This is a genomic window from Fusibacter sp. JL298sf-3 (genome assembly GCF_053842995.1).
Genome location: NZ_CM132608.1, coordinates 300,280 through 313,506, shown reverse-complemented (window position 1 = coordinate 313,506; position 13,227 = coordinate 300,280). Strand labels below are relative to the sequence as shown.

The 13,227-nt window shown below is 44.8% G+C and carries 14 protein-coding genes; 9 read left to right on the top strand and 5 right to left on the bottom strand.

What is annotated here, in order from left to right; translation table 11 throughout:
* The first annotated feature begins 32 nt into the window (after window positions 1–32).
* The 4 genes from ACR6HW_RS01510 to ACR6HW_RS01495 all read left to right on the top strand — a co-directional run bounded on the left by ACR6HW_RS01510 (window position 33) and on the right by ACR6HW_RS01495 (window position 5,248).
* Window positions 33–1,853, top strand: a complete 1,821-nt coding sequence (locus ACR6HW_RS01510; protein ID WP_455729403.1) for an Imm26 family immunity protein — start codon at window positions 33–35, stop codon at window positions 1,851–1,853.
* Between the two features lie 89 nt (window positions 1,854–1,942).
* Entirely contained in the window at window positions 1,943–2,605 is a 663-nt protein-coding gene (locus tag ACR6HW_RS01505) for a sigma factor (protein ID WP_455729402.1), read from the top strand.
* On the top strand, window positions 2,602–3,735 hold the full coding sequence (locus ACR6HW_RS01500) for an anti-sigma-I factor RsgI family protein (protein ID WP_455729401.1): 1,134 nt from the start codon (window positions 2,602–2,604) through the stop codon (window positions 3,733–3,735). The genes ACR6HW_RS01505 and ACR6HW_RS01500 overlap by 4 nt, the downstream gene beginning before the upstream one ends.
* 25 nt (window positions 3,736–3,760) lie before the next feature.
* Window positions 3,761–5,248, top strand: coding sequence for a hypothetical protein (locus ACR6HW_RS01495; RefSeq protein ID WP_455729400.1), 1,488 nt, complete (start codon window positions 3,761–3,763; stop codon window positions 5,246–5,248).
* Window positions 5,249–5,306: 58 nt separating this feature from the next.
* Here ACR6HW_RS01495 and ACR6HW_RS01490 read toward each other — a convergent pair whose 3' ends face one another.
* Genes ACR6HW_RS01490 through ACR6HW_RS01480 form a run of 3 tightly spaced genes read right to left on the bottom strand, consistent with a single transcriptional unit; the run spans window position 5,307 to window position 6,660 of the window.
* The gene (locus ACR6HW_RS01490) at window positions 5,307–5,855 is read right to left on the bottom strand and encodes a hemerythrin domain-containing protein (protein ID WP_455729399.1); all 549 of its coding nucleotides are present in this window, start codon (window positions 5,853–5,855) and stop codon (window positions 5,307–5,309) included.
* Window positions 5,856–6,461, bottom strand: coding sequence for a hypothetical protein (locus tag ACR6HW_RS01485; protein ID WP_455729398.1), 606 nt, complete (start codon window positions 6,459–6,461; stop codon window positions 5,856–5,858).
* A 10-nt stretch (window positions 6,462–6,471) separates the two neighbouring features.
* Complete coding sequence (locus ACR6HW_RS01480; RefSeq protein ID WP_455729397.1) at window positions 6,472–6,660, bottom strand: DUF1858 domain-containing protein; 189 nt, start codon at window positions 6,658–6,660, stop codon at window positions 6,472–6,474.
* Between the two features lie 191 nt (window positions 6,661–6,851).
* Here ACR6HW_RS01480 and ACR6HW_RS01475 point away from each other — a divergent pair, with 191 nt between their 5' ends.
* Window positions 6,852–7,358 (top strand): flavodoxin domain-containing protein, encoded by a 507-nt coding sequence (locus tag ACR6HW_RS01475; protein WP_455729396.1) that lies wholly within the window; start codon window positions 6,852–6,854, stop codon window positions 7,356–7,358.
* Window positions 7,359–7,377: 19 nt separating this feature from the next.
* Here ACR6HW_RS01475 and ACR6HW_RS01470 read toward each other — a convergent pair whose 3' ends face one another.
* Window positions 7,378–8,319 carry a coiled-coil domain-containing protein gene (locus tag ACR6HW_RS01470; protein WP_455729395.1) on the bottom strand — a complete coding sequence of 314 codons (942 nt, stop codon included), beginning with the start codon at window positions 8,317–8,319 and terminating at the stop codon, window positions 7,378–7,380.
* A gap of 190 nt (window positions 8,320–8,509) precedes the next feature.
* On the opposite strand from ACR6HW_RS01470, the gene ACR6HW_RS01465 reads away from it, so the two are divergent.
* From ACR6HW_RS01465 to ACR6HW_RS01455, 3 genes are all read left to right on the top strand, one after another.
* The gene (locus ACR6HW_RS01465) at window positions 8,510–9,451 is read left to right on the top strand and encodes a tyrosine-type recombinase/integrase (RefSeq protein WP_455729394.1); all 942 of its coding nucleotides are present in this window, start codon (window positions 8,510–8,512) and stop codon (window positions 9,449–9,451) included.
* A 66-nt stretch (window positions 9,452–9,517) separates the two neighbouring features.
* Window positions 9,518–10,576 carry a ComEC/Rec2 family competence protein gene (locus ACR6HW_RS01460; protein WP_455729393.1) on the top strand — a complete coding sequence of 353 codons (1,059 nt, stop codon included), beginning with the start codon at window positions 9,518–9,520 and terminating at the stop codon, window positions 10,574–10,576.
* Window positions 10,577–10,588: 12 nt separating this feature from the next.
* Window positions 10,589–10,786 (top strand): DUF3006 domain-containing protein, encoded by a 198-nt coding sequence (locus tag ACR6HW_RS01455; protein WP_455729392.1) that lies wholly within the window; start codon window positions 10,589–10,591, stop codon window positions 10,784–10,786.
* 355 nt (window positions 10,787–11,141) lie between these two features.
* On the opposite strand, the gene ACR6HW_RS01450 is transcribed toward ACR6HW_RS01455, so the two are convergent.
* Window positions 11,142–11,549: a hypothetical protein gene (locus ACR6HW_RS01450; RefSeq protein WP_455729391.1), complete on the bottom strand. Its 408-nt coding sequence runs from the start codon at window positions 11,547–11,549 to the stop codon at window positions 11,142–11,144.
* 293 nt (window positions 11,550–11,842) lie between these two features.
* On the opposite strand from ACR6HW_RS01450, the gene ACR6HW_RS01445 reads away from it, so the two are divergent.
* Window positions 11,843–13,162 carry an IS1380 family transposase gene (locus ACR6HW_RS01445; protein WP_455727928.1) on the top strand — a complete coding sequence of 440 codons (1,320 nt, stop codon included), beginning with the start codon at window positions 11,843–11,845 and terminating at the stop codon, window positions 13,160–13,162.
* The last annotated feature ends 65 nt before the right edge of the window (window positions 13,163–13,227 follow it).

Here is a 13,227-nt window from a genome sequence, read left to right as displayed (position 1 = left end):
TACTGCCGATAAAAGAGGAGGAGGTAGTCACTATGCGACTAGAAATCACTTATGCCGACACGGCTTTTTTTCATAAAGCTCTTAAGGAAATTGAAGAAAGTGGTATCGATGGCAATAGCGTCATTTTACAGGTTCGTGCCGACGCGTTTCCCGAAGTTTCCATTGAAACACTTAAAGCTGCAGATACAATGTTGCTGTCTCGATTTTCTCAAATAACCTTTCGCCTGTATGCGGGACGTCACCCCCTCGATTTGTCTAAGTTGACAGCTTTAGAACACCTGAGGGTCCTAACCATAGAAGCATCTGATATCGTCAACTGGCCTGTGCTGCCGTCACTTGAATCGCTGATGCTCACTGTCGATTCTCTAACGACTTTTGAGGGGCTCAAGTCGATGCAGGCGCTTAAGAACTTGACAATAGGGCGGGGGAAGTCCACCAGACCAGACCTTGCTGTACTCGCTTCACTGACCTTGCTTGAAAGCCTTTCTATTGTCAAATACACGAAGGGGCTAGAGGTAATTGCTTCTCTACCGAACCTAAAAGTGCTTCACCTGTCGTCAATGCGACTTAAAAAATGGCCTGCTTTTCCGACACACACGCTGTCGCTTTTAAAATTGCATGCGGTAAAAGCAGATAGCCCCTTTTCTAAAAAAAGCGTACGGGCAACTGCTGTCGAACTGTCTAAAGTCGAGACGCTGGACGAGGAAGCCTACGTCCCGGCGTTTGAGTTGAGCAACTTCGCACGACCTTTCTTCGGTCTTCCGCCGATTCCAGAAGACTGGGAGCGCGTTGCACTCAACGCGCATCTTTTTTTGTATTTCGACGGCGATACGGTAAAAAGGCGATTGTCTGTCACTGACGACAGTTATCGGGAAGAGCTCTTAGAGCTCAAAACAGAAGGGCGACACACGTTATTGCCTAAAACGGCGAAGGGCAAGCACCAAAAATTAACGCCGGCTACTTTGAGCCGTTGTAAGCCTCAGGGTGTTTACTTCTCGTACACACGCGATGAGCGCATCGTCATCGGTAACTATACGACACAGCGAGCGCTTTACGGCGTCGGGCTCTTTGATAAAGAAAGGGTATCGAGTTACGAGGCACTTATGGCATGGGTAGCCAATTATGTCGCCCAGACGACGGCGACAGATTTAAAAACGGTTGAGCGCTTCAAATCCGCCAAACGCAAACGACATCGTTTTAAAGCGGGGGATTTTTTCAGATTTAAAACCGGTAGGCGCACTTACGGTTATGGCAGGGTGCTTCTCGACATTGGACGTTTGAGAAAAAGCCCGGATTTCAAGGCACACAAACACTACGGTCTTGCAAATCTGCCTATGCAACCGGTGACGGTGAAAATCTACCACATCATCGACGACGGTCGTGCGACCATTGAGTCGCTGGATCGACTCAGCGCAATGCCTGCGCAACACATCGCCGACAACAACTTGCTCTATGGCGATTTTGAAATTATGGGGCATCTGCCTCTGAAACCTGAGGCATACGATTTTCCTATTTCATTTGGCAGAAGCATTAGCGCCAAGGATCGCGGCACTGTTTATTTACAATGGGGTGAAATCTTTTGTGAAACACAGGACGCCTCGCTACTGGAGCCGTATCTTGAACACGGCTCGTACCGAAACGAAGCTATCGGCTTTCACCTTGATATCGAAGGCACCTCAGAACTCAGCGCTTGTATAGACGCCGGTAGCAATGCGCCGTACTGGGAAAAATACAGGCGTCGGAACGATTTGAGGCATCCTGACAACACCGCCATCCGCCGTGAAATTTTTAGCTTTTTCGGTCTTGATTCCAATAAGCGTTACAGCGACGCACTTGCCGATTGGCGTGTATAAAGTGGACGAAAGTCCTCTTTTTTTTGCGGAATAAGCTTTACAATTTCAAAAACGGTGTATATGTTATATATAATGGAGGCGACTCGAAAATGAGAGAAATTGACAGAGAAGTGGTTCGTATCAGAACATCCGAAAAAGAAACAGAGCAGTTTATACACAGACACGAAGGGTATTTAATTCGTTTGGCGTCCAAGACAACAGGGCGTTTTATCACTAAGAGCGATGACGAATGGTCCATTGTCCTTATTGCATTTTCAGAGTGTATTGCCAGTTATGCCATTGAAAAAGGTGCTTTTTATCCCTATGCAAACCTCGTGGTAAAAAACCGCCTCATTGACTATTTTAGGTCACAAGGAAAATTTTCCCCTGAAATGCCGACAGACGTATTGCCTGAAATGCCTTCACCTCCCAACAGCAGAACCGTTAAAGAGGAGATTGAAGCCGTCTCCCAAACCCTGAACGCTTACGGCTTTGACTTTATGGGGCTTGCCAAAGTCTCACCAAAGGCACGAAAGACGAAGAACGCTTGTCGAAAGGCTGTCCAATATTTACTGAAAACCCCTTTGCTGATTAAAGAAATGGAGGCATCGCATCAACTGCCCCTTGCGGTTATAGAAAAAAATACACAGGTACCCCGAAAAATTCTTGAACGGCATCGTAGATATATAATAGCAGCAACCGTTATACTGTCCGGTGATTTTCCTTATCTCTCGGAATACCTAAATGATTACAGAAAGGAGGGGGTACTATGAAGGCTGTTGTAGTGGAGGTAAGGGGCAAGTATATCGCTGCTTTAAGAGACGACGGTACAGTTGTCAAAATGAAAAATAATCAGTATCAGGTGGGTGAAGAGCTCACCGTTAAACCGCTTAGTTTTAAACCGCTTATTGCGGTAGCAGCACTTTTGGTGGCGTTCTTTGCCACAGGTACGCTGGCCTATATGACGCCATACTACGAGGTGATGCTCGAAGTCAACCCAAGTGTCCAGATGACCCTCAACCGATTTGAACGGGTCATTGGCGTCGAGGGTGTAAATGCCGATGGCGACACGCTTTTGCAAACGGTTTCGTTGAATCATCAATCGGCAAAACGCGCTGTTGCGACGCTAATCGATACCATTGACGATGCGGGGTATCTATCGACAGACACGCCGGTTTACATTGTGACGACCTCTAAGAATACAGCGATGGCTAAAAGTTTGGAAGAAAAACTGGCGACGTCATCTGAGACCGTTGATTACCATTTGGTCACTGACGCCCTAGACGAACCTATGGACCATTACAAAGGGGCTCAAAATCTAATCGATTACAGCGACAAATTAAAGTCAGCCCAAGAACAAAGGGCAATGCAGAAAGACGATCAACCGAAGGCTACAGGGAAGCCTGAAAATACGGGTAAACCTGAGGACACGGGTAAACCTGAAAACACAGGGAAACCTGATAACACGGGTAAACCTGAAGACACGGGTAAACCTGAGAATACGGGTAAACCTGAGAACACGGGTAAACCTGAGAATACGGGTAAACCTGAGAACACGGGTAAACCTGAGAATACGGGGAAGCCTGAGGACACGGGGAAACCTGAGAACACAGGTAAACCTGAAAACACGGGTAAACCTGAAAACACAGGGAAACCTGAGAATACGGGGAAGCCTGAGGACACGGGGAAACCTGAGAACACAGGGAAGCCTGAAAACACGGGTAAACCTGAAAACACGGGGAAACCTGAGAATACGGGTAAACCTGAGAACACGGGGAAGCCTGAAAACACGGGGAAGCCTGAAAACACGGGGAAACCTGAGAACACAGGGAAACCTGAGAATACGGGAAAGCCGGCGGAGACTGGAAAACCTGAAAAAACAGACGCCCCTGGTAAACCTTAATTAAAGTTTAGAGAGGAGCTATTAAATGAAAAAAATACTAGCGGTCATGTTGGCCGGTGTACTCGTCATTGGTTCAACAGCAAATATTCTATACGCAGCCCCAAAAGAAAACAAAGGCAAGCCTGATTTTGCAAACAAGCAGGAAAAGAAGAATGACGTATCTGAGTCAGACGACGAAACGTTCTCGTTTGAGGAAGCCGCCAAAGAAGAACTCAAATACATGGTCGAAATCGGTGAAGAGGCTTGGATGAAGTTACCGCCAGGCTTATCGAAACGTGACGACTTACCTCCGGGGCTTGCCAAGCTCTATGAAGAGGGGAAATTTCCTTACGGGTTAGCCAAACGTTTAGGAGAAGATGAGAAGCCGCCGGTTTCTGAAGAAGAGGCATTAGAAATGCTGAAGAAGCTTATTGATCAAGCGCATGAAAATTACGATGCCGCAGAAGCGTCTGCGTATGCAGGAGAAGCACTTAAAAATTTTAAAGTTCTCCTTGCAGAAGTAGAGGCCTTTTACGACAATTACGCAAAAGAAGGCGTTGAAGTCGTTGAAGCGATGACTTTAAAACTTAAAACAGCTATTTTGACATTAGAAAATCAGCTTATCTATGGTGAAGACAAACTATTGCTCGTCAAAGCGCTTTACAATGAATTGTTGGCTTACGGCGCACTTTACTTTGAACCTCCTTATGACCAATATGCAGACTATCCGAAGTACAAAGCTTTAATTGACGAAATGAAACCTTTTGTCGATGGAACGTCCACGGTTCCTTTAACTAAAGAACGCTACGACGCGTTTTTTACAAAAGCCGAAGATTTTAAAGACGCTCGTGAACAATTAAATGCAACTATTGAGGCGGCAAAAACAGTGCTGTATGTAAAAGTTAGCGACACGCAAGTGGCCTACCGCTACGTCGAAGGCACCGATGCCGGGGAAATCCTCGCAGGTAGCAACCAAAAACTTTCAGATGCCATTATCGCTGCAAAGGCTGTACTGGTTAACTCAGAAAAAGACGATTACGTGGTTATCCTCGCAGCTCAAGAAGCGCTTGAAAAAGCAGTGATGACTTTCAAAAATGCGGTTATCTTAGGAGAACCTGCTGTCAACACTTTAAAAGGTATTGAAGTTCTCCTTAAAGCACATGCCGAGACGTCGCCGAGCACAGAGTTAAACAACTTGATACTCGATTACGCCAAATACACAGTAAACGGGGAAGTATTAACGACAGGCGCGTTTAACACGCTTTTAGATGCTTCAAAAGTGTATGTCGACGCTTTGTACGACGGTATTGAAGCTTCTATTCGCACATTGATTTATGAAGGCAACGCTCTTTTGGTCAGCACACACAACGCCGGTGAAGCGGAAGTTTTGGCTTTGACCGCAGCAGTCTCTTCGGCAACACTCTATCTGAACAGCGATTCAGATACTTGGACTTTTGAAGCGTTGAAAGGGCATCACGATAGTTTAAAAGCCGCTATTGAAGCTTTCAAAGCTTCAGATGCTGAAACAGCTTAAACTTTATTGGATTGAGTACAAAACAAGCGACGTGCCTTTTTGAGCCGTCGCTTGTTTTTTATAGGTAACGTGTTTCAAGTTTTTCCAACAGAGCCGTATACCGTTCTCTAACCTCTGCATGTGCCGCTTCATAAGTTTCAAAAGCCGATTCAATTCTACTGCGTGTCTCTTCTTTAAACCCTCGGTCGGCAAAACTGAATACCACATCGTCTTCTTTTTCTATATGGCGAGTAAGCAAATCTGTGTAGGCGACGACATTGCCGATGATGTCGATGGCCGCTGCCTCTTGGCCTGAATCATACTGGCTTAAAGCTGCCTCGAGAGTCGACATGTAAAGCCGCCCGAGGTCGTGTTCGACAAGCATGCCGTGTGTAACGAGTTTTTCAGCTGGTGCACCGAGTTCTGCAACCATTTCGTTGAAAAAATAATCTTCTTCTTTCCCGTGGTGGTGGGCGTCGGCAAATTGTCTGACAAAATCGATCATTTCTTTGAAATCATCGGTCGAAACCGTTTTCTCAGTGTAGAGACGAAGGGCTGCCTGTTTCATCACGGTGAGCATGCGCTTAATCATGCGATGTTCGTCCTTCATCAGTTCGATGCTTTTCACTTAAGCCTCCTTTACAAATGCAAATTTGCCTTTTGATATTTCAGCAAACCTATACGCTTCGCCGGTGTAGGCATTAAGCCACGCCGAGCGCAAAGTATAAAAAATCTGGGGATCAATACCGACAGCCTCCCAAATAGGTGCATGAAGACAGAGGCGTCTTTCCCAAATGACTTCATTTGAGGTATTTGTAATAGGGATGTTCACGCGATCGCACGGCATTCCGTCGAGAAGGAAGTTGTTCATCGTGTTGTAAAGTGCTTCCGGCGTTACGGGTTTTTCAACTTGTTTCCCCGCCTTTAAGCCATCTTCTGTAAAAAGCGCCTTAATGTCTTCAAGGTCCACGCGGTTGTCCAGCGCTTTCATAATAGCAAAAGCCATTCGGTGCTCATGGCTATCGATACGCGTCTGAAGCCATCCGTGAATATTGCCGGTATCGATAACGCTTTCAAGGGGTTCGAAAGTCGCTTTTCCATACTGTGTTGCCGCTTGTGATTCCACGTCTTCTAATGCCTCAGGAAATGTGCGGTAAAGCGTCTGAAGTAAATTTTCCTGCCATATTAGTTTATTGTAAAGCCAGTGGTGAACCGGGCCTAAGAATGCACTCATGTCGTCCTCCTTATAAGCTCTTATTCAGCGCTTCCATCAGCGCATCCAATTTGAGACCGTGTACCAGTGCCGCCTCTTCAATAGTCTCCGCTTGTGCTGACGGGCAGCCGACACACCCCATACCGAAGCTTTGCAAAGTTGCAATGGCTTCCGGGTGCTTGCGTACGAGTTCTCCAATAGTCATTTCTTTTTGAATCATTTGTATGGCCTCCTTAAATCGTTGTAAGTTATTATCTGTAATCAGTTTACCGCGAAGTGTCCTCTATGTATGTAACAATTGCTACTAAAACACATGGCCTCAAAAGATATGATAAAATAGTCCTGTTTTAAAGTCGGTGAAAAACGGGTAAAGAAATGAAGGATACATGAGAGACGAGAAAGAGGACTTTTATGAAACGGATATTGATACTTTATGTCACCCGTACCCAAACGACACAGCTTGCCGCCGAAATTATGGCTGAAGTCTTAAAGCGGGAAAACCACGAGGTCACGGTTGCGCCTATTGCCGAAGCGGTCAAACTGGAGACCTATGACGCTGTTGTAATCGGTGCGCCGATAAACGGCATGCAGTGGCACCCAACCGCTCAAGCTTATGTGCAAGACCATCAGGAGGTGTTACGGGAAAAAACGACCGCCTTGTTTTTTATGTCTTACTTAATTGGCGCAGGTCGAAAAATAGTGAACACACGTATTGAAAAGAGTTTAGACGCCGCCAGTGCCGCAGTCCATCCTGTATTGTTGGGCATGTTTAAAGGTGTGAGTGGGGAGAAGGGCTTGCCGCGATTTATCAGATGGCTTTTCGGTATAAAAGCAGATGTTCCGGTAGACCGTCGCGAGGACTCTGAAGTCATCGAATGGGCAGAGCGCTTTGAAAAAATGTTGCACGATCCAGCTTAACATAAAAAAAACACACCATTTAAGGTGTGTTTTTTTTATGAGCGACCTCTTCATTCACTTCAGGTGTCGCCGCTCTAAACTGAAAAAAGGTTTCTTTTAAAAGAGTAATTTGTGACTCATATAAGTTTTTGTATTCGGCTTTCACTTGTTCTAAATCGATTGCATGTTTGGCTTTTAGGGCTTCCAGAGCTTCGTCTTTCGATTCGGAAACGGTGGTTGTGTGTTTGTTTTGAAGCTCTAACTGCAACGCATGTTCTTTAAGTTTTTTGATGGTGTCGTTTTGATTTTTCAAATCGTATTTGAGTACTTCAACCGTATCCGAAAGGTGTTGCTTGTCGTCGATCGCCCCTTCGTAGGCGGTAACCAATTGTTCCAGCGTCATTTTTTTGGCATCTAAAAAAGCAGAGCGCTTTTTTTCCTCTTCCTCGAGTCTTTGTAGATGCTGTGCCTTTAACGCCAGCTCGCTTTGAAGCGATTCGACCAAAGCATCTTTGTACGCTTTTAACTGGTCATTTTTTTCAAGGGATTCACGAGCGGTGTTCAGTTGCTTTTTTAAGTTTTCAATCTCTGATTCTTTCGATTTCAGCGTTTCTTCTAACGTCGCTTTCTGAGAGCTGACGTCTTCCATATCACGCCGATTCTTCTCAAGCACCTGATCCTTTAACTGCAACGCCTTGGCATGTTGTTCGACCATCTGTTTGTTCAGCTGCTCGTTACCGGTAAACACTTCTTCGTAAATCCCCAGAAGGCGCTCGAAGAGCCCTTGAAGTTCTCTAACTTGTGCCAAGCGCTCAGGCGCTTTGTCCTCCAGCGCGTACATGTCCTTATAGAGCCCCACCATTTTTGAAAAGCTCTCGTGATGGGGGATACCCAATTGTTTGGATATTTCTACGAACAACTCTTTGTCTATTGGCGCTATTCTTAAAGATTGTGTCGTCGGTGTCGTATGATTTTGGTCCATTTTTTTAACCTCCTGAACAACGGTTGTTTAATGCAAGTTCTTTTATAACACATATATATTATATCATATTACATATGTATTATCTATGATTTAATCGCATTTGACTGGAAAAAAGCGCAGTTTTATGATAAAGTAAAATGGTTCCGATAATTTTAGATTTTCGGAACCAAATTGAAAAAGGAGATTTTATATGTTACCTGAAAAAATCAACCGCGCGGTGGCGCCGTTGTCTAACGATATAAAAGGGGACGAAGAACTGGTGGTGCTGTTTTTAGAAAATAAGCGCCAGCGTTCGGAGAATACCTACCGCAATTACAAAATGGAGCTGGAACGCTTTTTCAACTTTATAGGTTACCCAAGTACGCTGTTGTCGCAAGTGACGTTTAAAAGATGTCTCGCTTACCGCGAGGGCCTAAAAGCGCATGTGCCCACGTACGCCGATGCCACTGTGGCGCGTAAACTGAACATTGTATCGTCGCTGTTTAAGTTCGGTGTCAAAATTCGCTACTTAGAAGTCAATCCCATGGAGGCGGTGATTCGCCCTAAGGTGCAGGTGACGACGCAACATCGGTATTTGACAAAAGAGGAAGTGTCACAATTGCTCGACGCTCTAAAACCTCACCGGCGCAACCACCTCATCGGCGTTCTCCTACTTGCCACAGGTCTCAGAGCCGGTGAACTCGTCGGCATTCGATGGTGTGACTTTTTTAGAGATCTCAGCGGCCATATCGGCCTTGAAGTCATTAGAAAGCGCAATAAAAAGGGCGTGGTCAAAATCACCCCCGCCGTTTGGCAGCTCATTAAAACCCACCGCATTGCAGAAGACCTGCCCATTGAACTCAATGCCGCCGACACCTCGTATTTGTTTACCAACCGTTACCACCAACCGCTTTCAGACCGCTACGTACGCAAGATGCTCAAGGCAACAGCCTTTAAAGCGGGGATACAAAAGTCCATATCGACACACTGGCTCAGACATACATCGGCCTCAATGGCCATTAACGGCGGTGCCGATATAAAAATGTGCATGGCGTCTTACGGCTGGGAACACATGCAAACTGCTCAGCGGTATATTCACGACCTCAATCAATTGGAAAAGACGGCAGCGGACTTTATCGACATCGATTTGTAACACAAGAACATACGTTTGTATGTTATAATAACAATGACTATAATAGAAAGACAGAAAGGGTTGGTTATGAAACGTTTTAAAACACTTATGTGGGTCATTTGTCTACTTCTGGTTGTAGCGGGTTGTGAACAAATTGAGGCCGCTGACAAGCCATTGGACAACACGGTAAAAACCGTAAAAACTGTTGGCGATACAACCTTCAGCATGCACTTTATCGATGTTGGACAAGGCGACAGCATCTTGATTGAGCAGGGGAGTCATCGTATGCTCGTGGACGCCGGCGACAGAGATGCGGCGGACGAAGTAGTCGATTACCTCGCTAAAAACGGGGTCACAACGCTCGATTACGTCGTCGCAACACATCCCCATGCAGATCATATTGGCGGTATGAGCGCGGTACTAAGCACTTACGACGCCGGTACTGTCATTATGCCACCTGTTGCACAGACCACAAAGACCTTTGAAAGACTCCTAGACGTGATTGAGCAGAAGACACTTGAAGTCGTGGCGCCTAAAGTGGGGGACACGTATCCATTAGGTGACGCATCGTTTGTTGTTTTAGCCCCTAACGGAGACGCGTACGACGACCTCAACAATTTTTCCGTCGTCATAAAAGTCACTTACGGCACACAGGATTTCATCTTAACAGGAGATGCCGAAGCCGCTTCAGAGACTGAGATGATTGAGAAGGGCTTGGATCTAGATGCAGAGGTTCTAAAAGTAGGGCATCACGGGAGCCATTCGTCCACAACCCCTGATTTCCTCAAGGCGGTTTCGCCGGACATCGCGGTTATCCAGCTCGGTGAAGACAACCGCTACGGACACCCACACAAAGAGATAACCGAGCGCCTGGCAGGTATCGATGTGTATCGAAACGACCTCAACGGCACCGTGATTATCGATAGTGACGGCGAAGCCCTTGAAGTCCGAACCGTCAAAGGCACTGTACAAGCTAAAAAAGAGCCGACAAAAACGGCACACGTGTATATCGGCAACAAGAACTCTAAAGTCTATCATTTGGACAGCTGTACGTCGTTGCCGGCATCTCACAATCAAATTTTGCTCGACTCCAAAGCCGCTGCAGAGGCAGAGGGCTACAAAGCCTGCAGTCGATGCAATCCCTAGAAAGGAGCTTCTATGTTAATTGTCGATCGCTTTGAAGGGTCTTACGCCGTTATCGAATGTGGTGACGGCAGTTTTATCAACCTTCCAGCTGTAGAATTACCCGCTGGTGTTAAAGAAGGCGACGTGCTGTCAATAGCCGTCGATTCAGAAGCAACTGAAAGGCGACGCGCGTCACTTCAGAGTCGACTAAACAGTCTTTTTAAAAAGTAAAATCCGAGAAGTGGCAACGGATCCATGCGTTCGGTAGGGTATTTTTAAGCTCTTACGTCCCGCTTCGATAAAGTAAAGACAATAGAAAAGATACCTTTGACGAACAAGGGTTCTTTTCTTTTTTATTGCGGAAGTGTTCAAGAGCCAAACTACCATCGCCTATGCTTAAGCCAGTAGGTTTGCGAGGAAGTAAAAACGTAACAAAAGAATAGGTCGTTTATTCTTCAAAAGACCGTGGACTTTAACCATTTTAGCCCCCATCTATAGAAGTGCATTTAAAAACAGAAGGTGCTGTTGTCATCTAAGAATTAAGACTGCAACAGCACCTTTTCTATCTCAATATGCACTCATCTATTCATGGACTTTTTCTCAATAACCGAGTTAATACTTTGTTGAGTATCAAGAAAATAGTCATTGTTAGGAGCCAAATGGGGACACCGTAATGCAAGCGTAATTGAGCTTCAATTCCAGCATCCATCCCAGGAATAATTTTTTTCATGCTCTCGTATCTCATCCAGTCTCCTAAAAACTGACCAATCAATGTCCCTATGAAGTTTCCCAGAGTAAGCGCGAAAGAAGTCCGGATTTTATTAACCAATATCAATACAACTGCAATCACCCATACATAGAGGTAATGGTTGTCTGCCGTCCACTCAAACAGATAGAGTTCTTGTAGAAAGGTTGTGGATACAAGATAAAGCCCAAGAAAAACGATGGCGGTGATTATTAGGGCATAAATCTTGTTTTTCGATGTGCTATCCATTGTTACATCCAGTACTGAGTTGCAGAAATAAATATCGCTACGGTTAAACAGCCTGCAACTAGAATTTTTAACATATTCTTCATCCTATGCCTCCTTGAATAATAAATTTACAACAGTTAACCTGAATTATTCATGACGGTTCACGAAACACTCCCCAAAACCGCATAGTTACTGTGTTTTAGACTACTTTTGCTTTTCACTTATCAAGTGAAACCTAAATAAATAGAAGAAGAGCTCCAACTTTGTTAAAATGAAGTTACCACACTCACAAACTAACAAAGGAGAAACTCTTCATGTCTAGTGTAAGTTCACTTCAGCTCGAAAGCAATAGTAAAATCAAAATAAATTTCAATGGAGGCGATTTATCCTCCGATTCGGGGCTGCTTCTCATAAAAGAATTCGCCCATAAGTTTGGCTTCAATAAACACATCAGCCAGTTTGTAACGGACAAAAATGATAGCTTCCGTAAACACAAAGACCATCAAAATCTATCCCAGCTAATTTATCAAATCCTTGCTGGATACTTTAATGACAATGATGCAGACGAACTGACCAATGAACCTGTCTTTAAAAGTATTCTGGGTAAACAGGCTCTTGCCTCACAACCCACACTGTCGAGGTTCTGGAACCGTATGGATGGAGATACAGTCAAACAGTTTGAAGATATCATCCGTCATATGAGATCATCGGCCTACAGGACTAAAATGCCAGAACAAGTTCTGCTTGATCTTGATTCAACCCTACTTAACACGTACGGCAAGCAGGAAGGCGAAGGCTTTAATTACCACTATCAAGCTCATGGATATCACCCCTTACTCTGCTATGACGGACTCACTGGAGATCTTCTCAAAGCAGAGCTTCGAGATGGTACCGCCTATAGTTCTACAGGCGTCTGCGAATTCATGCAACCTTTATTAGATGAATACTTTACGAAGTACCCTGATGTCCATCTGTTCCTCCGTGGAGACAGTGGTTTTGCAACACCAGACTTGTACAAACAGTGTGAAAGCAATGGTGTATCCTATGCCATACGTTTGAAAGCAAACAAAATACTGTATGCTCACGCAAAACATTTGGATGATGAAATAACCGAAGCTACAAAGGATAACATGATTGATTATGTGGTCCGTTATGATGAGTTCTTGTACCAAGCCGGTAAATGGGACTATCCTAGACGGGTTATCGTCAAGGTCGAGAAACCGTACAATCAGCTAACCAATCAGTATGCCTTTATTGTGACCAACATGGATCTCAGTCCTGAAGAACTAATTAAGTTCTATCGACATCGAGGCACCATGGAAAACTTCATCAAAGAAGGTAAAAGTGGCTTCAACTTTGCATCAACGCCAAGTAAGGACAAAGTCGTTAATGCGAATCATCTACTGCTCCATGTCCTAGCATACAACCTATTTAATTACTTTAAACGATTGGTATTACCTAAAAGCATGAAGAAAATGTTGATAGATACCATTCGATTGAAGCTGCTCAAAATCGCATCAAAGGTTGTTAAAGCAGCAAGATATATTCATTTCAAACTGTGTAGCAGTTGTCCATACAAGAATGAGTTCTATGAAATTCTTGAGAACATCCGTCGACTTCCACAGTTGGAATAAACGTAACTGATGAACTTTGAAATCTGAAAATCGAGAAAAGTATTGTCCACAGGATAAGTCTGCCC